Genomic DNA, 24,662 nt, shown 5'->3' with positions numbered 1-24,662 from the left:
CACTACAACAGACCTTTAGTGGAGGGCACCCCCGGTGTCCGGGGATCTATGGCCAGAGCAGATTTCAGCGCCCGGCCCAGGCCCTTGAAGATGGCTTCAATGATATGGTGGGTATTCCGCCCGGCCAGGAGGCGTACGTGCAGGGTGAATTCCCCATTTAGAGCCAGTGCCCGGAGGAACTCTTCCACCAATTCGGTGTCGAAATCTCCCACCCGGGGTGACGGCAAAGAAACGTCGTAAGCTAAAAAGCCCCGGCCGCTCAAATCTACAGCCACCAGCACCAGGGCCTCATCCATGGGTAAAAGGGCATGACCGTAACGATTGATGCCTTCCTTTTTACCCAGAGCTTCTTTCAGTGCCTGGCCAAGACAAATTGCCGTATCTTCCGCTGTGTGGTGACCATCCACTTCCAGGTCACCCCGGGCATCCAGATCCAGGTCCAAACAGGCGTGCCGGGTGAAAAGCGAAAGCATATGATCAAGAAAGCCAATGCCTGTCCTGATCTGGTAGCTGCCCGTCCCATCCAGGTTCAGTTGCACCCGGATTTCCGTTTCACCTGTTCGGCGTTCTATCCCGGCCACCCTCTGTGAACTTATTTTTTCCACCCCCTAGAGCCCTAAAATCTTTTTTAGCTTTTCCAGAAAAAGTCGATTTTCATCCCTTCTCCCCACTGTTACCCTCAGGCATTGTTCCAGTCCGGGTCCATGCATGTTGCGGATCAAGATCCCGTTCGCCATCAACTCGCGATATACCTGCTCTGCCGGCAAAGGAGTGCGAAAAAGGATGAAATTGGCAGCGGTAGGAAAAACCTCAACCCCGGGCAGACCGGCCAGTTCCCGGTACAGTTCCTCCCGGTCCTGCAGGATGAGTTCGATCAAGCGGCCGAACTCTTCCCTGTGGGCCAATACCATCCGAGCGGCGAGCTGGGAAAAGGCGTTCAAATTAAAGGGTTGCTTGGTGCGCAGTAATTGGCGTACCACTGCCGGATTGGCCAGTACATAACCCACCCGCAGGCCTGCCAACCCGAAGGCCTTGGAGAAAGTGCGCAGAATCACAAGATTGGGGTATTCCATCAAAAGAGGGATGCAGCTTTCTCCGCCAAATTCCTGGTAGGCTTCGTCCACCACCACCAGGGAGCGGCTGTTCTTTAGAATTTCGGCAACCTCCTCCGGCGGAGTGGCATTCCCCGTGGGGTTGTTGGGTGAACACAAGAAAATCACCCGGGTGTCGGGATTTTTTGCTGCTGCAATCACACCCCGCACATCCAGGTCAAAATTTCCCTTTCGGGGCACGTTCACTGTCCGGGCTCCCGCTATACGGGCATGTACCTCGTACATGGAAAAGGTGGGAGGGGTAATGATTACCCGCCCTCCGGTACCAAAGGTCAATAACAGGGTGAGAATCAACTCGTCCGAACCGTTACCCGCGAGGATTCCGTCCGCCGGTACGCCGGTGTAATCCGAAATCTGTTCAAGCAATTCCCCGGCTACGGGGTCGGGATAACGGGTAAAGGTATGATTCCCCAGCTCTCGCCAAATTTCCTCCCTGATCGAGGGGGGAAAATCGTAAGGATTTTCATTGGCGTCCAATTTAATTACATTGTGGTGAACCTGAACCTGGTAGGGTATCAGCTCCTCCAGGTCCGGGCGCACCAGTGCGGCGGGATCAAAGATGTCACTCATGATTTTCACTCTCCCGGCCTGACTTGTCCAGCCTTATTTCTACAGCCCTGGCATGGGCATCCAGGCCTTCTACCCGGGCCAGGTGAATAATGTGGCGGGCCACTTCCTGGAACGCCTCCCGGGAGCAGGCAATGACGCTGGTCCTTTTTAGAAAGGCGTCCACGCCCAGGGGGGAGTAAAAGCGGGCCGTCCCTCCGGTGGGCAGGACATGGCTGGGGCCAGCCAGGTAGTCTCCCAGGGGCTCCGGAGCATGGGGCCCCAGAAAAACGGCTCCGGCCGTAGTAATGCGGCCCAGCCAGGAGAAGGGTTCCCTCACCACCAGCTCCAGATGTTCCGGGGCGAAGCGGTTGGCCAGGTCTACGGCCTGGGCGATATCCCGGGTCAGAATAACGGCTCCGTAGCCGGCCAGAGAACTGGCGGCAATTTCCCGCCGCGGCAAATCCCTCAGCTGGCGCTCCAGTTCATCCTTGACGGCCTGTGCCAGCTGGCTGTCAGGAGTAAGAAGCAGTGCCCGGGCCAGGGGATCGTGTTCGGCCTGGGAAAGCATGTCGGCGGCCACATAGCGGGGATCGGCCGAATCATCGGCTATGACCAGCACTTCGCTCGGCCCCGCCAGCATGTCGATATCGACGAGCCCAAAGACCTGCTGCTTGGCCAGCGTAACATATAGATTGCCCGGCCCGACGATTTTGTCCACCGGCCGGATGGTTTGCGTTCCATAGGCCAGGGCGGCTATGGCCTGTGCTCCGCCTGCCTTATAAATTTCTGTCACTCCCGCCAGGTCTGCAGCTACCAGTGTATGGGGGTTGATTTTTCCCTCGCGGTTGGGAGGGCTGACCATGACGATTTCCTTCACCCCGGCCACCCGGGCGGGAAGGGCGTTCATCAATACTGAAGAAGGATAAGCTGCCGTGCCTCCCGGTACGTAAACGCCAACCCGGGCCAGGGGGCGAACAAGCTGTCCCACGAGAAGGCCCCGCGCGTCGGCTTCCATCCAGGAGGTTGTCAGCTGGCGGCGGTGGTAGGACATAATGTTTTCTGCCGCCACTTCCAGGGCGTCGAGAAATTCGCTTGTAACCCGTTCTCTGGCTTCGGAAATTTCTTCCGGCTTTACCTTCAGTTCTGCCGGGTTCAGGCTAACTCCATCAAAACGGGCCGTATACCGGCAAAGGGCCTCATCTCCTCCCTCGCGGACCCCTGCGAGAATGTCCCTTACCTTAGCGGCAGCCTCCTCCTCACCCGCCGGGTGGCGGGACAGGAGCTGCTCCACGGCCGGATCGCCCGCATGTATGATTCTAATCAAACGGGTGCCCTCCTTTTAGTTGCTTGTTAAGGATACCAGTATTTTATCCCTTTAACCAGTTAAATTATTGCAACGATGATATCATAATAAAATTAATCGATAGTTGTGTCAACCACCACTTCTGGCTTGATGGCTTTTACCTTCCCGGCCGAGCCGGGCCAGGACAAGTTTATAGCCGTCGGCACCGTAATTCAGGCAGCGTTTAACCCGGCTGATGGTAGCCGTGCTGGCTCCCGTTTGGGCGGCGATTTCCGTATAGGTACGGTTTTCCTGCAACATTTTGGCTACAGCCAGGCGCTGGGCCATAGCTTTCAGTTCGGCTACGGTGCAGATGTCTTCAAAGAACTGGTAACATTCGTCCACATCCCGCAGTGTAAGCACTGCTTCGAATAAATCGTCCAATAGCGGGTCTTTTAATTTACCCGTGTATGCCATCGGCCACTCCCCCTGGCTTAACCTATTATTCCCAAAGGGAACAGGGTTCTTTCCAGTGGACTTCGACACCGGGGTAAAAATTCCTTTTCTTCTTTACAAAAGTAAAGGGGGCACCGTATGATGTCCCCCAATGCAAAGATGGCAGTGTTGAGGTACTCGTTCGGACCCGGCGTACGATCTCTTGTCCGGGCAGGTTCAGCCGGAAGTCATGGCTAAAGCCTTGCGGCCGATGTCCCGCCGGTAGTGCATGCCTTCAAAGTGGATTTGTTCCACGGCGCTATATGCTTTTCCGATGGCTGCGGCGATGGTTTCGGCCGCAGCGGTTACACCCAGGACCCTGCCGCCGGCGGTAACCACCCGGCCGTCTTCCAGGGCCGTGCCGGCATGAAATACCATAACGCCGGGAGGAACCCGGTCCAGGCCGGAAATGGGATACCCCTTCCGATAACGGCCGGGGTAACCCCCGGAAGTCAGCACTACACATACGGCTGCTCCCGGCTGCCAGTGGATCTCTTTTTCTGCCAGGCGGCCGGATAATACCGCTTCGATGATCTCCACCAGGTCGGTTTTCAGGAGCATGAGCACCGGCTGGGCTTCCGGATCGCCAAAACGGGCGTTGAATTCCAGGACTTTGGGGCCTTCATCAGTGACCATCAACCCCGCGTAGAGGACTCCACGGTAAGGCCTTCCTTCAGCAGCCATGGCCCGGACGGTGGGGATAAGTATCTTTTCCAGGGCGGCGTGGTACACCTCCGGCGTGCAGACGGGAGCGGGTGCATACGCTCCCATGCCGCCGGTATTGGGTCCCCGGTCCCCATCATAAACCTGTTTGTGGTCCTGGGCGGGGAGCATGGGCATAACCGTTTCCCCATCGGTAAAGGCCAGGATGCTTACTTCCTGACCGGTGAGGTATTCCTCCACCACCACCCGGCTGCCTGCGGCACCAAACACACCCTTGACCATGATCTCTTCCACTGCCTTCAGGGCCTCTTCCACCGTCCGGCAAACAATCACTCCTTTACCGGCGGCCAGGCCGTCGGCCTTCACCACGCAGGGAGCGTTTAATTTCCGGATGTAGGCGGATGCTTCCCCGGCATCGCTAAAAGCGGCAAACCGTGCCGTGGGAATGCCATACCTGGCCATTATTTCCTTGGCCAGCACCTTGCTGCCCTCAATGGCGGCGGCGCGAGCGGTTGGCCCGAAAATGGCCAGGCCCGCCTCATTGAAGGAATCTACAATGCCCATGGTCAGGGGGCCTTCCGGTCCTACCACGGTGAGGTCGATTTTTTCCCGCCTGGCAAAGGCCAGCAGGCCGGAGATGTCTTCTGCTCCGATGGGAATACAGCGGGCATGGGAAGCAATTCCGGCATTGCCCGGGGCGCAAAAAATTTCTTTTACCCGTGGGCTCTGTTTCAGTTTCCATACCAGGGCGTGTTCCCGGCCGCCGCCGCCCACCACCAGTACTTTCATTTGTTGTCAGCCCTCCTGCTGCACTAGTGTTTGAAATGACGCATGCCGGTGAAGACCATGGTTATACCGTATTCGTTGCAGGCGGCAATGGACTCTTCGTCCCGGAGCGACCCCCCGGGCTGGATAATGGCCGCAATACCGGCTTTAGCTGCTTCATCTACCGTGTCCCGGAAAGGAAAGAAGGCGTCCGAAGCCAGCACTGCACCTCTGGCCTTTTCACCCGCCTGCTCAAGAGCGATCCGGGCCGCTCCCACCCGGTTCATCTGCCCTGCCCCCACGCCAATGAGCTGGCGGTTCCTGGTAACCACAATGGCGTTGGACTTCACGTGCTTGACCACGGCCATGGCAAAGGCCATCTCGGCCAGCTGCTCTTGAGTGGGTTGTTTTTCGGTGACCACCCTTACCTCGTCGGGGCGGGTCAACTCGAGATCAGCCTCCTGAATAAGCAGGCCGCCGTTCACTTTGCGGATATCCAGGCGGTCTGTGGACCGGACGGTCAGAGGTCCGGTTTTTAAAAGACGCAGGCTGGCCTTGCGGGTCAGTATTTCCAGTGCTTCGGGGGTAAAGTCGGGGGCAATCACAGCTTCCAGGAATATGGAGGCCATTTGCATGGCCGTTTCTTTATCCACGGTGCGGTTGCAGGCCACTATGCCACCAAAAGCCGATACGGGGTCGCCCTCGTAGGCCAGGCGGTAGGCTGTGGCCAGGTCGTCAGCACTGGCCGCTCCGCAGGGGTTGTTGTGCTTGATGATTACCACCGAGGGATCGATAAATTCCCGTACCAGCTCCAGGGCGGCGTTTAAATCCAGAATGTTATTAAAGGAAAGCTCTTTTCCGGCCAGCTGCACGGCATTGCCCACACAGGGGCCCGTAACGGTGGGGTCCCGGTAAAAGGCGGCCCGCTGGTGAGGGTTCTCCCCGTAGCGCAGGGGTTGGGCAAGCTCAACGGACATGTGCCAGGCCGGAGGGAAGAGATCATCCCCCTGGATCTGTTTCTGCAGGTAGGCAGCGATGGCGGTGTCATAAGCGGCCGTATGGGCAAAGGCTTCCCGGGCCAGTTCCAGGCGCAAATCATCGCTGACCTTTCCTTCCGCTAGAGCTTTGAGCACCTGTGTGTAACGGGCCGGGTTAACCACTACCAGTACGTAACGGTGGTTCTTCGCCGCAGCCCGCACCATCGCCGGACCACCGATGTCGATATTTTCGATGGCTTCTTCCAGGGTTACACCGGGGCGTTTAATGGTTTCCCGGAACGGGTACAGGTTAACCACCACTATGTCGATGGGGGTGATGTGGTGTGCTTCCAGCTGATTCAGGTGGTCGGGGGTGCGCAGGGCCAGGATCCCTCCGTGGACGGCGGGGTGCAGTGTTTTCACACGGCCGTCCAGGATCTCGGGAAAGCCGGTGACCTCTGAAATGTATGTAACGGGCAAGCCGGCTTCTTTCAAGGTGCGGGCGGTTCCCCCGGTGGATACGATTTCCACCCCCAGGTCCACCAGCCCCCGGGCCAGTTCTACCAGTCCCGTTTTATCCGAAACGCTGATCAGGGCACGCATATAAACCCTCCTTAGTCTTTCTTAATATAGACCCGTTTACCCTTTATTTCCAGCCGACCGGCGGCAAAGAGAGCAATGGCTTCAGGATAGATACGGTGCTCTTGTTCCAGAATGCGGCCGGCCAGGGTTTCGGGGGTGTCGTCGGGTAAAACCGGAACTACGGCCTGCAGAATGATTGGTCCGGTATCCATTCCTTCATCCACAAAGTGTACCGTGCAGCCACTGTAGCGGACGCCGTATTCCAGAGCTCGCTGCTGGGCGTGCAGGCCGGGAAAGGCCGGCAGCAGGGCCGGGTGTATGTTCATGATGCGGTTAGGAAAAGCTTCCAGCATGTTCCTGCCCACCAGGCGCATGTAGCCGGCCAGGCACACAAGTTCAACCTGGTGTTTTTTTAGGGTTTCCACAATGGCTTCTTCATACGTGTGTTTATCGGGAAATTTAACCGGGTCGATATGGATAGCCGGTATGCTGCGGAGGCGGGCACGTTCGAGAGCTTGTGCCTCTCCATTGTCGCTGATCACCACCACTACCTCGGCTGACAGTCGTCCTTCGTCAATGGCATCCATGATGGCCTGCAGGTTGGAGCCCCGACCCGAGGCCAGGACTCCCAGACGCAATTTTTTCATATTATCTTCCCCCCGACTTATACATACTTTACTTCCCGTCTACCTCCGGTTATTTCACCTACAAGGTAGGCTTTCTCGCCCAGTTGTGACAGGTGTGTTAAGAGGGCGTCTGTTTGTTCCGGCGGGACCACCATGATCAGTCCCAGGCCCATATTAAAGGTGCGGAACATTTCCTCTTCCGCCACCTGACCTATGGACTGGATGAGGGGAAATACCGGAGGTACGGGCCAGGACCGGCGTTCCAGGACTGCGGCCGTACCCGGGGGCAAAATGCGGGGTATATTTTCGGTAAGACCGCCGCCGGTAATGTGGGCCAGGCCGCGGATGTCGAATTGTTCCAGCAGGGGCAATACCGTGCGGACGTAAATGCGGGTGGGTTCCAGCATTTCCTCACCCACGGTGCGTCCCAGGTCCTCCTGGTAGGTGTCCACCCCGTATCCGGCTACCTCCAGCAGCACCCGCCGCGCCAGGGAATAACCATTGCTGTGCAGGCCGGAGGAGGGGAGGCCGACCAGCCGGTCGCCGGGACGGATGGTGGAGCCGTCAATAATTCGCTCTCTTTCCACCACGCCAACCGCAAAACCTGCCAGATCGTATTCTTCAGGTCCGTAAAAACCGGGCATTTCCGCCGTTTCCCCGCCGATCAGGGCGCAGCCGGCCTCCCGGCAACCCGCGGCTACGCCGGATACTATGGCCGCCACCTTCTCCGGAACCAGTTTACCCACGGCCAGATAGTCAAGGAAAAAGAGAGGTTCGGCCCCCTGGACCAGGATGTCATTCACGCACATGGCCACGGCGTCTATACCAATGGTATCATGGCGGTCCATAAGTATAGCTATTTTCAACTTGGTGCCCACGCCGTCGGTGCCGGATACCAGCACAGGCTGGCGGTAGCGGGTGGTATCCAGAGCAAAGAGCCCCCCGAACCCACCGATTTCCGCAAGCACTCCGGGACGGAAGGTGCTGCGTACGCAATCCCTCATCATTTCTACCGCCCGGTTTCCGGCGTCGATATCCACTCCTGCATCGGCATAGGTTAGCCCTTTCTTCAGGGTCAAGTCTCCTTCCCCCCTACTCCAGGCTGAATTTTCCGGCTTTTTCAGGCTGCGGCACTGCTACCGGGTAATCTCCGGTAAAACAGGCTGTACAGAAGTCGTTGCGGCGTTCACCGAAGACGGACAGAAGACCCTCGATGCTCAGATAATACAAACCATCCGCATTGATCTTGCGGCGAATTTCTTCGAGGGGCATCCGGGCGGCGATCAGTTCCTCTTCGTTGGAGGTATCAATGCCATAGTAGCAGGAATGTATCACTGGAGGGGAAGACAGGCAGAGGTGTACCTCCTTGACGCCGCAATCCCGCAACATGGCGATCAATTTGCTGCTGGTGGTACCCCTGACCAGGGAATCGTCCACCATGATGACTCGCTTGCCTGCCAGTACTTCCCGGATGGGATTTAACTTCAGTCTCACCCCGAGGTCCCGCAGGTCCTGGCTGGGCTGGATGAAGGTCCGTCCAATATAGCGGTTTTTCATCAATCCCTCCTCAAAGGGGAGCCCTGACGCTTCGGCATAGCCCCGGGCGGCAGCTATGCCCGAGTCCGGCACGGGAATGACCAGGTCGGCTTCCGCCGCGTATTCCCGGGCCAGCTGGCGCCCCATTTCCCGGCGCACCCGGTTGACGTTAAAACCGTCCATCAAGCTGTCGGCCCGGGCGAAATAAATGTATTCAAAGATGCAGTGAGCGCGCTGGCGCGGTAGCATTCCCTGCAGGCTGGTCAACCCGTTCTCATCAACGATGATTATTTCTCCCGGGGCCACGTCCCGGAGCCAGCGGGCACCGACGGTGTCCAGGGCACACGATTCCGAGGCTACCACGTAGCCCCCACCGGGGAGGGTGCCCAGACAGAGGGGGCGAAAGGCATGAGGGTCCCGTACGGCCAGCAGGTTTCTTTCGGTAAGGATGACCAGGGAATAAGCACCCTTGAGGTCGATCATGCATTTCATGATGGCATCGACCAGGCCGGTCTGGCCGTAGCGGGCTATCAGGTTGACAATTACCTCGCTGTCTGTGGAGGACTGGAAGACGGAACCCGTGGAGGCCAGCCTGGCCCTTAATTCGCTAACGTTGGTCAGGTTGCCGTTATGGGCCAGACCCAGCATGCCGCCGGCGTAACGGAAGACCAGGGGCTGGGCGTTCATGGGGGAACTGGCTCCAGTGGTGGAATAACGCACATGGCCGATCGCGACATGGCCCTTCAAGGCATCCAGGTTTTCCTGATGGAAAACCTCCGGCACCAGCCCCATACCCTTATGCAGCCGCACATGCCTGCCGTCGGCCACAGCAATGCCGGCGCTTTCCTGTCCCCGGTGCTGCAGGGCGTACAAACCGTAATAAGTGAGCCGGGCTACATCTTTACCGGGGGCGTAGATCCCGAAAACGCCGCACTCTTCCTTTGGCTTATCCGTCCACCAGTTGTTGGCGGCTCCCACCTTTTCTCCCCCTCCTTTTGGTTAACCAACCAGCCGGCGCCAGACCTCCTGGTAGGCCTCTTCAACACCGCCCAAATCACGGCGGAAGCGGTCCTTATCCAGTTTTTCTTTTGTTTGGGCATCCCAGAAACGGCAGGTATCGGGAGAAATCTCATCTCCCAGGAGGATCTCTTTGTCACTGCGGCCGAACTCCAGCTTGTAGTCCACCAGCACCAGATTGCGGCCGGCCAGGTATTCCCGCAGGATGTCGTTAATTACCAGGGCCGTATTTTTTATGACGTTCATTTCCTCCGTGCTGGCCAGGCCCAGGACCGCGATGTGGTCATCGTTAATCAGGGGATCTCCAAGTTCATCGCTCTTGTAATAGTACTCCACTACCGGGTGGGGGAGCACCGTGCCCTCGGCCAGGCCCAGACGCTTGGCCAGGCTGCCGGCGGCAATGTTGCGCACCACGACTTCCACCGGTATTATCTCGAGCGCCCGGACCAGCATCTCCCGGTCGCCCACCTGTTCCAGAAAGTGAGTGGCAATACCTCTGTGTTCCAGGAGGCGGAAGAAGTGGGCCGAGATCTTGTTGTTAAGCTCACCTTTGCCGGAGATGATTCCCTTTTTCAGCCCGTTAAAGGCGGTGGCGTCGTCCTTGTATTCCACCAGGTACACGCCGGGATCCCCGGTACGGTAAATCTTCTTGGCTTTCCCTTCGTACAGCAATTCTTTCTTTTCCAAGTTAATCCTCCCTTTCTGGCAAAATTTAGAGGCCAAAACGCCTGTATATCTCGTCGACATGGCGCAGGTGATACTCGTAATTAAAGAGGGATTCAATTTCCTGTGGAGAAAGAACGGCGGTAATGTCTCCATCTTCCTTCAAGAGCGTTTCCAGGCCAATACCCTCCCGCCAGGAGCGCATGGCGTTGCGCTGTACCAGTTCGTAGGCCCGTTCCCGGGACAGGCCCTTTTCCACCAGGGCCAGGAGCACCCGCTGGGAGAAGAGCAGGCCGTGGGTGCGCTCCAGGTTTTTGCGCATGTTTTCCGGGTAGACCAGCAGTTCTTTCATAATGGCCGTCATCTTGTAAAGCATGTAGTCCAGGGTAATGGTGCTGTCGGGAATAATCACCCGTTCCACCGAGGAATGGGAGATATCCCGCTCGTGCCACAGGGCCACGTTTTCCAATGCGGCCAGGGCGTTGCCCCGCAGGATCCGGGCCAGACCGCTGATGCGCTCGGCAGTGATGGGGTTTCGCTTGTGGGGCATGGCCGAGGAACCCTTCTGCCCCCTGGCAAAGTATTCTTCCACCTCGAGAATGTCCGTGCGCTGCAGGTTGCGGATTTCCGTGGCGAACTTATCCAGGGAGCTGCCGATGACGGCCAGAGTGGTCATAAATTCGGCGTGGCGGTCCCGCTGGAGCACCTGGGTGGAAATCCGCGCCGGGCGCAGGCCCAGGCGGCGGCAAACATGGGCTTCCACCCGGGGGTCTATGTTCGCGTAGGTACCCACCGCACCGGAGATTTTACCCACACTGATAATGTCTATGGCCCGCTTCATGCGGTTTATGTTCCGTTCTGTTTCGGCGACCCAGAGAAGCATTTTCAAACCGAAAGTGATGGGTTCGGCATGTACCCCGTGGGTGCGGCCGATCATCAAAGTGTAGCGGTGCTCCCTGGCCCGTTCCAGAAGTACCACCCGCAGTTCCTCGAGGCGCCTTAAAATTTGCTGGCCGGCCTCCTTCATGAGGACGGCCAGGGCGGTATCCAGCACGTCGGAAGAGGTAAGGCCCATGTGGATGTACCTGGCTGCATCACCCACATATTCCCCAACACAGGTGAGGAAGGCAATGACGTCGTGGTTGACTACCGCCTCTATTTCTTCAATACGCCGTATATTGAAGTCTGCTTTTTCCCTGATCTGCCTGAAGGCCTCTTCCGGAATCAAACCCATTTCGGCCATGGCTTCACAGGCGTAGATTTCTACCTCCAGCCACTTGCGGAACTTGTTTTCCTGGGACCAGATGGCCTTCATTTCCGGCAGCGTGTAACGCTCAATCATCCCCTGGTCCCTCCCATTTGTTCAAGATAACCCGCCACACCCAGTTCCTGCAGTCGGCGGGCTTTTTCTTCCACCGCCCGGGCCAGCTCTTCCTTGTACCGCAGGACCTTTGCCCGCACTTCCGGGTTTGTGGCGCCGATGATCTGGGCCGCAAGGATGGCTGCATTTCTGGCGCCGTTAATGGCTACGGTGGCCACGGGAATGCCGGGGGGCATTTGAACCATGGAATAGAGGGCATCCACCCCGCTCAAGGGCCCGCTTTTGATGGGTACGCCGATCACGGGCAGGGGGGTTTGAGCGGCAATGACCCCCGGCAGGTGGGCGGCCACCCCGGCGGCAGCGATGATAACCGCCAGCCCGCGTTCCACCGCTGACCGGGCGTATTCCGCGGTCAGTTCCGGTGCCCGGTGGGCGGAGGAGATGCTTACTTCGTAGGGCAGGCCGAATTTCTCCAGCATGTCCACGGCTTCTTTCATTACCGGCAGATCCGAGTCGCTGCCCATAACAATACCAACCAGCGGTTTGTTCATGGCTATCACCTCATCCTGTAGAAGTTGTTTCTCAGTGTTCTGCCAGGAACAGGTAGCGGGCGAGTACCAGCACGGTCAGCACCCACATAAGCCAGTGGACTTCCCGGGTACGACCGCTGATCAATTTGAGCAGGGTGTAGAAGATGATCCCGGCGGCAATGCCATTGGCGATGCTACCGGTGAAGGGCATCAAAACTATGGTTAAGAAGGCCGGCATTCCTTCAGTAAAATCTTCAAAATCAATGCCTTTTACCGCCTGGGCCATGAGCAGACCGACGATGATCAGCGCCGGTGCGGTGGCTGCGCCCGGAATCAACCCGGCCACCGGTGCCAGGATTAGAGCCAGCAGGAACAAGATGCCTGTGGTTACGGCCGTTAGCCCGGTGCGGCCACCCTCGGCAATGCCTGCGGTGCTTTCGATGTAGGCGGTAACGGTGCTGGTACCCATGAGGGCACCGAAAGCCACTCCGCAGGCATCCACCAGCATCGCCCGGCCCAACCGGGGTGACTGGCCGTTTTCGTCCAGAAGTCCCGCTTTGCCGGCAGTGCCCACCAGGGTGCCGAAGGTATCAAAGAGCTCGACGAAGGTGAAGGTGAAGATCACCGTCCAGAGGCCCATGTGCAGCGCGCCGGCCAGATCTAGCTTGCCCACCGCCAGGCGGGAAAAATCGGGCAGGGCGAAGGGCTGGAAGTTGGCCGGAATTTGAGTGACCCCCATGGGGATCCCGATGAGAGTGGTCAGGATAATGCCCAGCAACAGCGCTCCTTTGACATTCCTGGCCATTAACAGGACGGTTATGACCAGGCCGATCAGGGCCAGCAGGGTAACCGGGTTGGCAAAGCTGCCCAAAGAGATATTCCATTCAAAAAAACGCAGGGTGGCAATACCACCTGGTTTGGAGAGCGCTTCCATGGTGGGTGGGATTACCGGTCCTGCTTTGACTACCATGAACTCGGCCATTTTCAGGCCCAGCATGGTGATGAACAGCCCGATACCCACGATAATTGCCTTTTTAATGGAGTTGGGTACGGCTACCACCAGCAGCTGGCGGATGCGTGTGATGGTGAGGAGAATAAAAATGATACCGGAGATGAATACCGCACCCAGGGCCACCTGCCAGGGCATGCCCACATGCTGGGCGGCTACGGCGGCAAAATAGGCATTCAGGCCCATACCAGGTGCCAGGGCGATGGGATAGTTGACCAGAAGGCCCATGGCAATGGTGATCAAGCCTGCGCTGACGGCAGTAGCAAAAAAGACCGCGTTTTTATCCATGCCGGTAGCGGCCAGGATGTTGGGGTTGAGGAACAGGATGTAGGCCATCGTCATAAAAGTGGTCAGTCCGGCAATGACTTCCGTGCGTGCACTGGTATGATACTGGCGCAGCTTGAAAAGTTTTTCCAGCAAGTTTTGCCCCCTCCTTGTTTTAAGTAGATTAATTATTAAAACAATCAGCCCAGGCGGGCAGGTTTCCGTTGGATGTGAGAAACCTACCGCCTGGGCTTTTCTCCCTGCCGGTGTAACCCGGAAAATTTATCGACCGGGCCTGTACCGCTCGGACCGAACCACCCTGACGACCGGGTGTGGAACCCTAGGTACACTTTCTCGAAAATATATATCTTCAATCGGGAAAAATAGCCATCCTTACAAAAGTATCTTAGCAAGGAGGGAACGGGCCTGTCAATAATCATTTCACTCCCATTCGATGGTGGCTGGCGGCTTGGAGGTGATGTCGTAGACCACCCGGTTTACGCCCGGCACTTCGTTGACAATGCGGCTGGATATGCGTTCCAGCACTTCGTAGGGCAGGCGTACCCAGTCGGCCGTCATGCCGTCGTGGCTGTGCACCGCCCGCAGGGCTACGGTATAGGCATAGGTCCTCCCGTCACCCATTACTCCCACACTCCGCAGGCCCGGAAGTACCGCGAAATACTGCCAGATTTGCCGGTGCAGGCCGGCCCGCCGGATTTCCTCGGTGACAATGGCATCGGCATGGCGAAGGATCTCCAGTTTATCCGGGGTTACTTCCCCCAGGATGCGTACGGCCAGTCCCGGTCCGGGGAAGGGCTGGCGCCAGAGCACTTCTTCCGGCAGGCCCAGCTCTTTGCCCAGTTCCCGCACCTCGTCCTTGAAAAGCCAGCGCAGTGGCTCGATCAGTTCCAGCTGCATGTTCTCGGGCAGGCAGCCTACGTTGTGGTGGGATTTGATTACAGCTGCCGTGGCGGTCCCGCTTTCCACAACGTCGGGGTAAAGGGTTCCCTGTACCAGGAAGTCCACCTCTCCGAGCCTGGCGGCCTCTTCTTCGAAGACCCGGATGAATTCCTCTCCTATGATTTTGCGCTTTTGTTCGGGGTCAGTCACTCCCGCCAGGCGGCTTAAAAACCGCCTGCTGGCATCCACATGGATCAGCGGAATATGAAACTGCTCCCGAATGACCTGGACCACCTGCCCGGCTTCGCCGCGGCGCAACAGGCCGTGGTCAACAAAAATGCAGGTCAGCTGGTCGCCGATGGCACGGTGGACCAGTACGGCGGCCACCGAGGAATCCACACCGCCGCTGATGGCACAGAGTGCGCGCCTGTCCCCCACCCGGGCGCGGATTTCCCTGATGGATTCCTCAATAAAGGAACCCATGGTCCAGCGACCCTGACAGCCGCAGACATCGTAAAGGAAATGACGCAGGATGTCCTGGCCCTTGGGAGTATGTATTACTTCCGGGTGAAACTGTACGGCGTAAAGCCTGTGCTTCCGGTTGGCCATGGCGGCTACGGGAGCCTGTTCCGTGCGGGCGATGACTTCAAATCCAGGGGGCGGCGCCTCCACCCGGTCGCCGTGGCTCATCCAGCATTGTTCAACAGGCTCGAAGCCGCGGAAAAGGTCGTGGGTGTCCAGTATTTCCAGGGCGGTTTTGCCGTACTCGTGATGTTCGGCCCGCGTCACCGTTCCCCCCAGTTGTCTGGTCATCAACTGCATGCCGTAGCAAATGCCCAGGATGGGAATACCCAGATCATAAACGGCCGGGTCCACGGTGGGAGCTCCGGGCTGGTAGACGCTGGCGGGGCCGCCCGAAAAAACAATGCCCCGCGGATGATGTCGCCTGATTTCCTCGAGGGGCGTGTTGTAGGGTAACATTTCACAAAATACCTTCAGCTCCCGGATGCGGCGGGCGATCAGGTGGCTGTACTGGCCGCCGAAGTCCAGGACAATAACCATTTCCTGCTGGTTCTGGACGGACATGGCTGAATGACCTCCCGGTTTTCCTGCCTTTTGATATTACGAGCGATTTTCCCCTTCGCTTAGATCTGTTCTTAACCCCTGCCACTATAAACCTGGCGTTTCAGGATGAGAATATCGCGCAGGTGCCGGTAGCGGCCGTCGTAATCCAGACCGTAACCGACTACAAATTCATCGGGGATGACGAAACCGTTGTAGTCCACCCGCACGTCTACTTTGCGCCGGCTGGGCTTGTCCAGGAGGGTACAAATTTTCAAGCTGGCCGGCCCCCGTGTAAGCAGGTTCTCCCGCAGGTAGTTCAGGGTCAGGCCGGTATCAACGATATCTTCAACTATCAGGACATCCTGTCCTTCGATGTTCTGCTCCAGGTCCTTTAAAATGCGCACTACGCCTGTAGATTCACTGGAAGCACCGTAACTGGAGACGGCCATAAAGTCCAGCCGTACCGGGATGCTCAGGCAGCGTACCAGGTCGGCCATAAAAATGACCGCTCCCTTTAATATGCCGACCACCAGTAACTCCTTCCCGGCATAGTCCCGGGAAATCTGCGCCCCCAGCTCGCGTACCCGCCGTGCTATTTCGTCTTCGGTGATTAAAACTCTTTCCATGTCGTTATACAAAGGAACACCACTCCTGAAAACAAAAAATGCAGCAGCAGTGCTGCGTTCCTTAAAAATTATAAAAGAAAAAAAGAGTAGCGTCAATTATTTGTCGAAAATCATACCGGCGGGTTGATGTTCATCTCCCGGTCAAAATCCCAGAGCTTCAGGCTCACCAGGAACCCCGTTTTATTTCCCGGTTCTTTTCCCTCCAGAACCACCTGTCGAATACGGTGGTTTTCGGGATCTAGCCACAACTTGCAGTAATAGTCCGTATACTTTTGTTCCAGGTAGGAATTCTCCAGGAGGGGGTGACATTCCAGCACCAGCATTTGCCCTTCCTTCAACTTTTCCTTACCCAGATAGTGGACACCCACAACGTCTTTGAACTTTAAAAAACCCAGGGGGTTGAATTCAGCTACAAAAAGTTCCGACTGGGCCAGCCGGTTTCCTTCCAGGGTAAGCCACTTTTTTGTCCACAGGTCCCGCATGTAGGTTTTTCCCCCAACCTGGATGAATTCTACGGGGCTGTTGTACATGGTGCCTTTGAGGTGTATGCGGTCGGGGGCCTGCCGTTCCCCTTCCACCTGGCTCAGTAAACCGTCCTGTCCCAGTCTGGCTTCCACCTGATAACGGAAACTTTTGCTGGTAGCCGTTTTTTCCAGTGCTTCTGCCAGCAGCTGTTCGGGAGCTACCTGTGGCTCGGGGGCCATTCTGCCTGACAATCCCCAGAGAGCCAGGAGGATAAAGAGCAGGCCCAGGATGGCAAGCAGGTATTTCTTGCGTAGAATCAACCAGTGGGGCCCGCGCATTGTTTCCATGACCTTTCCCTCCTTCCTGCCTGTGAAAACAATATGTCCCTGCGAGGGAAAATATGACCATTAAGTGAAATTTGTGGCCGTTCCGGGGAGACTTCGGGAAATAGATCTTTTCACCCTGTTTCCTGCGGGGTATAATGGCAAAGGTAAGGTTGGAAAGTATCTTGGCGACAGGAGAGGTTTGGTGTGGAAATCAGGGAAATGCAGCAGGAAGTGGACCGGTGGATCAGCCAGTTTGAAGAGGGTTACTGGCACCCGCTGGCCATGCTGGCCCGCCTGACTGAAGAGGTGGGTGAACTGGCACGGGAAGTCAATCATCTCTACGGCCAGAAACCCAAAAAACCAGGGGAACCCCCGGGGGATCTGGCCCTGGAACTGGCAGATGTGCTTTTCATTATCGTTTGTTATGCCAATTCCCTGGGCATTGACCTGGAAGAGGCTTTTTGCCGCATGATGCAAAAATACCGGCAGCGCGACAGTGACCGCTGGACGAGGAAAAAGAGTGAGAGCGAGGAGTGTGAAGAGATTGGCTGAAATCAAACCCTTCAGGGGACTGCGTTACGCCGACGGTGTGGGGCCCCTGGCCGACCTGGTGACCCCGCCCTACGACGTCATCGATGCAAAAGCCCAGGACGACTACTACCAGCGCCACCCTTACAATATCATCCGCCTGGAATACGGTAAGGTCTATCCCGGGGACGACGAAAGCAACAACCGCTACACCCGGGCGGCAGCCGATTTTAACGCCTGGCGTGAGGCGGGAGTGCTCGTGCCGGAAAAATCCCCGGCCCTGTATCTTTACGAGCAGGAGTTTAGCGTTGGCGGGAAACGCCTGGTGCGTAGCGGAATGACCTGTGCAGTCAAGCTCGAGCCTTACGAGAAGGGTGTGGTCCTTCCCCACGAGGAGACCCTGCCCAGGCACAAGGCCGACCGCCTGGCGCTGATGCGGGCCTGCCGGGCCAATTTCAGCCCTATCTTTGGCCTTTATGCCGATGCGGAAATGACCGTGGACAACCTTTTGCGGTCGCAAGCCGGCCGGTCGCCGGACCTGGAATTTACCGGTGAAAACGGGCATGGCCACCGGCTGTGGGTGGTCACGGACCCCGGCGTCATCAAGCAGGTACAGCAGGCCATGGCCGACAGGCGCATTTTCATTGCCGACGGCCACCACCGCTACGAAACGGCCCTGGCATACAGCCGGGAAAGGCGGCAGGAGGAGGGCAACCCCGCCGAACCGGGACCTTATGATTATGTGATGATGACCCTGGTCAACCTGTACGATCCAGGCCTGGTGGTACTGCCGACCCACCGCCTGGTTCGTAACGTCGAGGGTCTGGTTGTGGATGAATTTCTGGATAAGATACGGGAGCATTTTGAGATAGAGGCCTTCCCTCTTGCTCCCGACTACGGCAACTTTGACGGTTTCATCAGAGAGCTGGCGAGACATGGAGGGTTTACGGAAAGTGACCGGCCCGGTGCGGGGGACCTTTCCCACCGCCATTCCTTCGGCCTGTACTGCGGTGGTGGACACCTGTATCTCCTGACCCTGCGGGATGAAGGGGCATTATCCCGCCTGATGCCCGAAGGCCATTCAACCGCCTGGCAGAGACTGGACGTTTCAGTGCTGCACCACCTGATCCTGGACCGCCTTTTGGGTATCGGCGGTGCAGAGCGGGCCCGGGAGAGCCACCTCACCTACACCAGGGAGGAAGCGGGAGCACTGAAAGCTGTAGACGAAGGCGAATACCGGCTTGCCTTCTTCCTCAACCCCACTCTTGTGGAGGAGGTCACTGCGGTGGCTGCCAGCGGCGAAAAAATGCCCCAGAAATCCACTTTCTTTTACCCCAAGCTGATTACGGGCCTGGTCATCAACCCGCTTTTTAATATTTAATGATAAACTGGTTGGCGGCGGTCGTCCTCCTTGGACCGGAGGAACGTCCGCCGCCGTTGTTGTGCGGAAGTTTATCTCCCCAGGGCTTTTAAAAGACGCAGCATCACCGAGGCGGCCTCGGCCCTGGTGGCCGGGTTCCACGGCCGGAAAGTGCCGTCGGGGTATCCCCCCATAACCCCTCTGGCAACTGTCACGCCAACCGGCTTTACTCCCCATTCCGGTATCCGCGCGGCATCGTTGAACTTGATGTCTGCGGGGGGTACCCGGCCAGGTTCAGGCTCTATCACTTGCGTGAGCAGACTCGCAAGCTCTGTCCTGCTGATTGCCTTATTCCCCTCAACGGCGGGGTTTTTACTTTTTGCCGGCGTAAATCCTGTAGGGTCTTTTTCCAGGCCTGCTTCCATTGCGTCGAGGGTCAGGGCGGGAATGTTCCGCTGCCGGGGACCATACTGCAGCCTCAAAACCCTGACCAGAAGAGCCGTGAGCTCCACCCGGGTTATCCCGTTGTTGGGCCTGAAAGTGCCGTCGGGATAGCCGCGCACGATTCCCATTTCCGCCAGTTCGGCAACAGTTTTTTCCGCCCAGTGACCGCCCAGGTCCTTGAAGATCGACCCTTCCGCGGGGACCTTCATCTTCATGTTCATACCGTTTGGTTCGAGGTCCGCAGTACCGGTCTCCACATCTTTAACCGCTACATCAGAAGGAGAGTCATAAATATCAGTACCGCCGGAGATTTCGCCATGGGTCCCGCTTTCAGGTCCGGCGGGTTCATCCACCCCGCCGGAAGGTGCTATATCATTCACACCTGCTTTATTTTCCGTCCCGGTATAAGGATCTGCGGGTCCTCCACCGGAAGAGGTGTCAGTGGTTCCTTTATCAGGAACCCCGTTACCGGGGGCAGACCCGGTGGTGAAACTGAAGCTGCAGTCTTCTGAAAGTATTTTTTTGTCCAGATCATTTAGTGAGCCTGCGGGAATAAAGAGAGTGTATGTAAGGCCGTACTCCAGGTTGGATTCCGGGTCGATGGTAAGGATGGTTTCCTCTATGTGGTAGGTAAAAGAAACAACGCTGGCCGGGTCATCCCGTCTGTAAAGCTTTATTCCCCCAGTTGTGTTCGATGCCAGGACCACTTTGTTGAACATCATGGTGATGGTTTTATCCGGGGGGACATCCAGAGCACCGTCTGCCGGATCCGTGGAAACAACCACAAGGGGGGGTGTTTCCTGTACGGGCGGTGGAACCGTCGTGAAGTTCCAGGCCGTCTTTTCAGTGATCCCGGCATAATCGTTACCGGCAAGGTCTGCAAAGGCTCCGGGTTCAACCAGAACATAGTACCGGGTTTCGCAGTCCAGGCTGCTGTCCGGATTGATACTCACACTGTTGTTGTCAATCACGACCCCGGGACCGGTTGCCGGGATCTCCTCTACTGTCGAATCATCGGACTGCTTCTTGATGGTGATCTTTTTGCCTTCCCTGGCAACCACATTTTCACTGAAAGTCAGCGCAAGGTTCGCATCTACCGGAACTTCCGGGGTCCCGTTTTCCGGTTTGTATTCGATGACCGCCGGCGGGGTGGTATCCTGGCCTATGGCAAGCAGTTCACCTTCTCCGGGAGAACAGGTCCACACAAGGACTGTATTGTTACCGCAGAGCACCGGTGAGCCACAACCGGTCCCCCCGGTCCCGGGGTTGTATTCCCATTTCAAATTGCCGCCGGGGTCGAGAGCGTAAAGGGCAGGTCCACGGAAAATGAATATGGTCCCGTCATTACCGACAGCCGGAGAGGTTACGGGAGCTCCGGTCGCTGTCTCATAAGACCATCGCTGGCTCCCGCTCGCAGGATCAATAGCAAACAGCTTTCCGTTCAAATCGCAAACGTAAACCGTCCCGTCAGGGCCGACGGCCGCCGGCCCCGTGGCGCCTGAGGCGGTGAAAGTCCATTTCAAGCCCCAGGTACGGGTATAAACAGCATAAACTGTCGAGCTATTTTTCAAACAGCAGTACACCACGCTTCCATCAGGGCTCACGGCGGGCGTAATTTCTTCAACGCTTCCAGACACGGGGGGATTGGGTAAAAGGTAAGACCACATGGCAGACCCGTTGGCGGTGGAAAGAGCATAAGTACGCCCGAGTGAAGTTACAAACAGCACCAGGTTGTTGGCCACTGCTGGAGAGCAATGATTCTCATGCCGGTAGGGCAATCCCCGGTAAAGCCAGGCCGTTTCCCCGGATAACTTTACTTTCCAGACTCCGTAAAGCAAGGGGACATAAATCCCGTCACTGCCAACGGTGGGGCTGGCTGTTATGGGAAGGTCCGCGCCTGCGTACTGCGGGCTGCGCAGTGACCACAGGGGCGTGCCATCTACAGCATTGAGGCAGGATAACGCGAAAACAGTTCCGGACCCGTCAGACTTCCCATAAGTGATGTAAACCACGCTGGAACCAGCAGCGGGGCTCCCGATAACCGGATAACCCGGTGAAGTAGCCCATTTCACACGGCCGCTGTCGCGATCCAGGGCGTATACCGCTCCTGCGGTGGTGCCGGCGTACATGGTCCCGTCCGGCCCGGACACCGGGTCACCGCTGAAGGTACCGGTGGGTGTCTTGAACCGCCACTGGACTTGGGGTGCGGCGGCCGGCCCGCTTACCGCGGCCCGCCGGTCCTTCAAGGGATTTGCTCCACTTACCGGCCAGGGTGACTCACCGGCCATGAGCGTGGTTGCAGGCAACATAACGACCAGTAATACTACCAGTACGATTGAGATTGGCGAAAGAACTTTTTTTATCTTACCTTTCTGTGGCAATATTTTTTCTCATCCTTCTGCGACCGGAAAATGAAATCGGATACCGGCAGGAGCGCTGTTCCTGTCTTTAAAATTCCCATCTGAAATCGGCCACGCCCGCCGTCCGTATGGCCTCGTGCATGACCCGGCAAATGCGGTCGAGCCCTTCGGGTGTTCTCGCTTCACACCGGGCTACCAGCACCGGCTGGGTGTTGGAAGCCCGTACCAGGCCCCAACCGTCGGGGAAGAGGACCCTCACCCCATCAACGTCGATCACCGGGTAAGTGTTACGGAAGTGCTCTGTGACGCGGGACACGGCGGCGAACTTCTCCTCATCCGGGCAGGGTATGCGGGTTTCAGCCGTGGCGTGGTACACGGGGACGTCCGCCAGCAGCGAAGATAGCGGTTTACCGGTGTGAGAGAGGATGCGCAGGAGCCGCCCCGTGGCGTAAAAGGCGTCGTCGAACCCGAAATATTCGTCGGCGAAGAACATGTGGCCGGACATCTCTCCGGTGAAGACCGCGCCAATCTCCTTCATCCTGGCCTTGATCAGGGAATGGCCCGTCCGGTAAAACAGGGGCTTTCCGCCGAGGCGCACGATCTCATCGACCAGCGCCTGGGAGCATTTCACCTCCACGATGCAGGTAACCCCCGGGTGACGCGGGAGGATCTCCCGCCAGAAAAGGATCATCAGCCGGTCGCCCCAGATGACGTTGCCCTTTTCGTCCACCACGCCGACCCGGTCGGCATCACCATCGTATCCCACTCCAAGGTCGCACCCCTCTTCCACAACCGCCCGCCGCAGCTCGGCCAGGTTCTTCGTTTTGACCGGGTCGGGTTCATGGTGAGGGAAGCTGCCGTCGGACGTACAGTAGAGTGGTACCACTTCGCACCCCCAGCCGCGCAGCACTTCTTCGGCAAACAGGGCTGCCGTACCATTCCCGCAGTCCACGGCCACTTTCAGGCGGCGCGGGCCGGGGTGGATCTTCTCGCGCAGCACCTCCAGGTAAGGGCGCACCACATCGACCTCCCGGACCCGGCCCCTTCCGGTCGGGAAGGACCCCGCGAGCACAAGCTCCCGTATGCGCTGTATTTCCTCCCCGTAAATTGTGCTCCCGTTGGCAACAACCTTGAACCCGTTTTCATCCGGCGGATTGTGGCTTCCGGTGATCATTACGCCGTTTCCCGGCCCGGGATGGGTGCACCCGAAATAGAGCATGGGCGTTACTACCTCGCCCGCGTCCCACACTTCGCAACCGGTGGCCACCAGGCCCGCCACCAGGGCGTCCCGCAGGCGCGGGGAACTGATGCGGTTGTCCCGTCCCACCAGGACGCGACGGCCGCCGTTTTTTAAAAAATAGGAGCCAAGAGCCCTGCCCAGGGTAAAGACCACTTCCCCTGTGAGGTCTTGATCCGCCACGCCCCTGATGTCGTACATGCGGAAAATGTGTGGATTAAACGGCATGTGCAGTACCACCACCTGGCAGCTTATTCTGTGGAGTTACTTCTACTTCTCCTGATAGTGAGCATTCTCGAAAAATTCAGCCGGCCCTGCAGCAGTATGTGTCTGCTACCCGGCCAATCAGTGCCCCTGGTTGCCCGGTGCTGCTTCGCGCTGACCGCTCACCAGGGCATGGATCGCTGCGCGCTTTTCCGGGTCCACCTCGCTTTGCCCCCGGGCCGCCTCACCCCCCAGGATGACGGGTATGGTCTGCAGCAAGATCTTCAGATCCAGGAGCAGGGAATAGTTCCGGATGTAGTAAAGATCGTAGCGGAGCTTGTCCGCCGCGGAAGTGGTATACTTGCCGTGGACCTGGGCCAGACCGGTAAGCCCGGGTTTTACCAGGTGGCGGTAGTGATAATCGGGTATTTCGCTCGCAAACTGTTTAACGAAGAAAGGACGTTCGGGCCGGGGACCTACCAGGCTCATATCCCCCTTCAGCACATTGAAAAGCTGCGGCAACTCATCCAATCTGGTGGCTCTCAAAATGCGGCCAACCGGCGTGATACGCGGGTCTTTCTCTCCTGCCAGTACCGGTCCGGTCTGTTTTTCCGCATCCCGGATCATGGTGCGAAACTTGTAGACCCGAAAAGTCTTGCCCCGGAAACCCGTTCGCTCCTGGGTGTAAAAGACGGGGCCGGGAGAAGTGAGGGCTATGGCCAGGACACAAAGGGCCATTACCGGAGCCGCCAAAATCAAACCCAGACCCGCCACCACCACATCCATCGCGCGCTTGGCCACCCGCTGCGGCCAGCTGAGGCTGATGTCCTGCACTTCCACCACCGGCAGGTCGTCCAGCTGGGTCAAGCTGGCCCGGATAAGCAAGATGTCGTACAGATCAGGCACCAGGAAGACCTCCCGGCGGGCCTTGAGGCAGGCACCGACCACTCCGGCCTTGTCCTCCCTGGAGAGAGAGGGCACCACCAGCACGGCATCCACCGCGGGCAGCCATTTCTTTAATTCCCCCAGTTCCCCCGGCGCCAGCACCCTGCGTACCCTGAACCACCCCCGGGGCAGTTCCAGCACCTTGCCCAGGATTTCTGCGGCTTCCTCCGGCGGCCCCACCACCAGCAGCTCACGCCGGCCGTAAAGCCGGCGCTCGAGATGCCAGAACAAGCAGCGCCACAGGCAGATCAGCCCCGCCTGGATGAACGGCGCCAGCAGCAAAACGCTACGGGGAAAGGCAAAACCCCGCAGCCAGAAGGTGAGGGCCATGGCGGCCACAGCCACGCCCGCCACACCGGTTAAAGCCGCACGCAGCACGGGCATGAAACCGTTGTAACTCCTCTGGTACAGCCCCAGGGTACCAAAGATCACCCACGTAACTGCCCCGATGCCCGGAAGCGCCCGCAGAAAAGCCTGCCAGTTTTCCGGCGGCAGTACGCCGGCGAAGCGCAGGATAAAAGCCAGGTAATAACCGCCCAGAACCCCCAGAGCATCACCGAGCGCCAGAAGCCATGGGAAAAGTGGTTTTAAAAGACGCAGGAATTTTTTCATAGGAGAAACTTCCAGTGAAAATTATGGTTCTGCTTTTTGCTTATTGACTTACTTCGACGGTTGGAGCATTTTTCCTTCACCAGGGTGCCGGATCATTTCTTCGTAGAGTGCCGTATAGCTTTCTACCATCCGTTCCACCGGAAACCTTTCCCGGGCCAGCCGCCCGGCTTTTTGCCCCATCTCCCGGCGGAGCCGTGCA

Annotated in this window: 21 protein-coding genes and 1 riboswitch; of the genes, 2 read left to right on the top strand and 19 right to left on the bottom strand. The window is 57.8% G+C overall.

The annotated features are described in order from the left end of the window. Positions 1 to 2 precede the first annotated feature (2 nt). The 16 genes from hisB to ACPLUI_RS00630 all read right to left on the bottom strand — a co-directional run bounded on the left by hisB (position 3) and on the right by ACPLUI_RS00630 (position 16,794). Positions 3 to 605 carry an imidazoleglycerol-phosphate dehydratase HisB gene (gene hisB, locus ACPLUI_RS00705; protein WP_424658349.1) on the bottom strand — a complete coding sequence of 201 codons (603 nt, stop codon included), beginning with the start codon at positions 603 to 605 and terminating at the stop codon, positions 3 to 5. A 3-nt stretch (positions 606 to 608) separates the two neighbouring features. Next, a complete protein-coding gene (gene hisC, locus ACPLUI_RS00700) occupies positions 609 to 1,682 on the bottom strand; it encodes a histidinol-phosphate transaminase (RefSeq protein ID WP_424658348.1) in 1,074 nt (357 codons plus the stop codon). Then, entirely contained in the window at positions 1,675 to 2,985 is a 1,311-nt protein-coding gene (gene hisD, locus ACPLUI_RS00695; RefSeq protein WP_424658347.1) for a histidinol dehydrogenase, read from the bottom strand. Before hisD ends, hisC begins: the two co-directional genes overlap by 8 nt. A gap of 108 nt (positions 2,986 to 3,093) precedes the next feature. After that, positions 3,094 to 3,420 carry a YerC/YecD family TrpR-related protein gene (locus tag ACPLUI_RS00690; protein ID WP_424658346.1) on the bottom strand — a complete coding sequence of 109 codons (327 nt, stop codon included), beginning with the start codon at positions 3,418 to 3,420 and terminating at the stop codon, positions 3,094 to 3,096. A gap of 195 nt (positions 3,421 to 3,615) precedes the next feature. Beyond that, positions 3,616 to 4,890, bottom strand: coding sequence for a phosphoribosylamine--glycine ligase (gene purD, locus ACPLUI_RS00685; protein ID WP_424658345.1), 1,275 nt, complete (start codon positions 4,888 to 4,890; stop codon positions 3,616 to 3,618). A gap of 23 nt (positions 4,891 to 4,913) precedes the next feature. After that, the gene (gene purH / locus ACPLUI_RS00680; protein WP_424658344.1) at positions 4,914 to 6,446 is read right to left on the bottom strand and encodes a bifunctional phosphoribosylaminoimidazolecarboxamide formyltransferase/IMP cyclohydrolase; all 1,533 of its coding nucleotides are present in this window, start codon (positions 6,444 to 6,446) and stop codon (positions 4,914 to 4,916) included. 11 nt (positions 6,447 to 6,457) lie between these two features. Next, positions 6,458 to 7,072, bottom strand: a complete 615-nt coding sequence (purN, locus tag ACPLUI_RS00675; protein WP_424658343.1) for a phosphoribosylglycinamide formyltransferase — start codon at positions 7,070 to 7,072, stop codon at positions 6,458 to 6,460. A gap of 17 nt (positions 7,073 to 7,089) precedes the next feature. Next, positions 7,090 to 8,130: a phosphoribosylformylglycinamidine cyclo-ligase gene (purM, locus tag ACPLUI_RS00670; RefSeq protein ID WP_424658342.1), complete on the bottom strand. Its 1,041-nt coding sequence runs from the start codon at positions 8,128 to 8,130 to the stop codon at positions 7,090 to 7,092. A gap of 13 nt (positions 8,131 to 8,143) precedes the next feature. Beyond that, the gene (gene purF, locus ACPLUI_RS00665) at positions 8,144 to 9,565 is read right to left on the bottom strand and encodes an amidophosphoribosyltransferase (RefSeq protein WP_424658341.1); all 1,422 of its coding nucleotides are present in this window, start codon (positions 9,563 to 9,565) and stop codon (positions 8,144 to 8,146) included. Between the two features lie 21 nt (positions 9,566 to 9,586). Continuing rightward, a complete protein-coding gene (purC, locus tag ACPLUI_RS00660) occupies positions 9,587 to 10,291 on the bottom strand; it encodes a phosphoribosylaminoimidazolesuccinocarboxamide synthase (protein ID WP_424658340.1) in 705 nt (234 codons plus the stop codon). A 25-nt stretch (positions 10,292 to 10,316) separates the two neighbouring features. Next, positions 10,317 to 11,609, bottom strand: a complete 1,293-nt coding sequence (gene purB / locus ACPLUI_RS00655) for an adenylosuccinate lyase (RefSeq protein ID WP_424658339.1) — start codon at positions 11,607 to 11,609, stop codon at positions 10,317 to 10,319. Continuing rightward, positions 11,606 to 12,139 carry a 5-(carboxyamino)imidazole ribonucleotide mutase gene (gene purE / locus ACPLUI_RS00650; RefSeq protein WP_424658338.1) on the bottom strand — a complete coding sequence of 178 codons (534 nt, stop codon included), beginning with the start codon at positions 12,137 to 12,139 and terminating at the stop codon, positions 11,606 to 11,608. The genes purB and purE overlap by 4 nt, the downstream gene beginning before the upstream one ends. A gap of 31 nt (positions 12,140 to 12,170) precedes the next feature. Then, the gene (locus ACPLUI_RS00645; RefSeq protein WP_424658337.1) at positions 12,171 to 13,547 is read right to left on the bottom strand and encodes an NCS2 family permease; all 1,377 of its coding nucleotides are present in this window, start codon (positions 13,545 to 13,547) and stop codon (positions 12,171 to 12,173) included. An 85-nt stretch (positions 13,548 to 13,632) separates the two neighbouring features. Further along, a riboswitch (guanidine-I (ykkC/yxkD leader) is annotated at positions 13,633 to 13,746 on the bottom strand. A gap of 86 nt (positions 13,747 to 13,832) precedes the next feature. Further along, positions 13,833 to 15,377, bottom strand: a complete 1,545-nt coding sequence (gene guaA / locus ACPLUI_RS00640; RefSeq protein ID WP_424658336.1) for a glutamine-hydrolyzing GMP synthase — start codon at positions 15,375 to 15,377, stop codon at positions 13,833 to 13,835. Positions 15,378 to 15,448: 71 nt separating this feature from the next. Continuing rightward, the gene (hpt, locus tag ACPLUI_RS00635) at positions 15,449 to 15,994 is read right to left on the bottom strand and encodes a hypoxanthine phosphoribosyltransferase (protein ID WP_424658335.1); all 546 of its coding nucleotides are present in this window, start codon (positions 15,992 to 15,994) and stop codon (positions 15,449 to 15,451) included. A 98-nt stretch (positions 15,995 to 16,092) separates the two neighbouring features. Then, positions 16,093 to 16,794, bottom strand: coding sequence for a hypothetical protein (locus tag ACPLUI_RS00630; protein WP_424658334.1), 702 nt, complete (start codon positions 16,792 to 16,794; stop codon positions 16,093 to 16,095). Positions 16,795 to 16,977: 183 nt separating this feature from the next. Here ACPLUI_RS00630 and ACPLUI_RS00625 point away from each other — a divergent pair, with 183 nt between their 5' ends. Together ACPLUI_RS00625 and ACPLUI_RS00620 are read left to right on the top strand one after the other, a co-directional pair. After that, complete coding sequence (locus ACPLUI_RS00625) at positions 16,978 to 17,325, top strand: nucleotide pyrophosphohydrolase (protein WP_424658333.1); 348 nt, start codon at positions 16,978 to 16,980, stop codon at positions 17,323 to 17,325. Then, entirely contained in the window at positions 17,318 to 18,682 is a 1,365-nt protein-coding gene (locus tag ACPLUI_RS00620; RefSeq protein ID WP_424658332.1) for a DUF1015 domain-containing protein, read from the top strand. The genes ACPLUI_RS00625 and ACPLUI_RS00620 overlap by 8 nt, the downstream gene beginning before the upstream one ends. Positions 18,683 to 18,753: 71 nt before the next feature. Here ACPLUI_RS00620 and ACPLUI_RS00615 read toward each other — a convergent pair whose 3' ends face one another. From ACPLUI_RS00615 to ACPLUI_RS00605, 3 genes are all read right to left on the bottom strand, one after another. Then, entirely contained in the window at positions 18,754 to 21,486 is a 2,733-nt protein-coding gene (locus ACPLUI_RS00615; RefSeq protein WP_424658331.1) for an Ig-like domain-containing protein, read from the bottom strand. Positions 21,487 to 21,553: 67 nt separating this feature from the next. After that, positions 21,554 to 22,930: a phosphomannomutase/phosphoglucomutase gene (locus tag ACPLUI_RS00610; protein ID WP_424658330.1), complete on the bottom strand. Its 1,377-nt coding sequence runs from the start codon at positions 22,928 to 22,930 to the stop codon at positions 21,554 to 21,556. 117 nt (positions 22,931 to 23,047) lie between these two features. Further along, positions 23,048 to 24,463, bottom strand: coding sequence for a sugar transferase (locus ACPLUI_RS00605; RefSeq protein ID WP_424658329.1), 1,416 nt, complete (start codon positions 24,461 to 24,463; stop codon positions 23,048 to 23,050). Positions 24,464 to 24,662 lie beyond the last annotated feature (199 nt).

This window comes from Desulfofundulus sp. (assembly GCF_049701015.1).
Taxonomy (GTDB): domain Bacteria; phylum Bacillota; class Desulfotomaculia; order Desulfotomaculales; family Desulfovirgulaceae; genus Desulfofundulus.
This window is presented reverse-complemented; position numbering and strand designations above follow the sequence as displayed.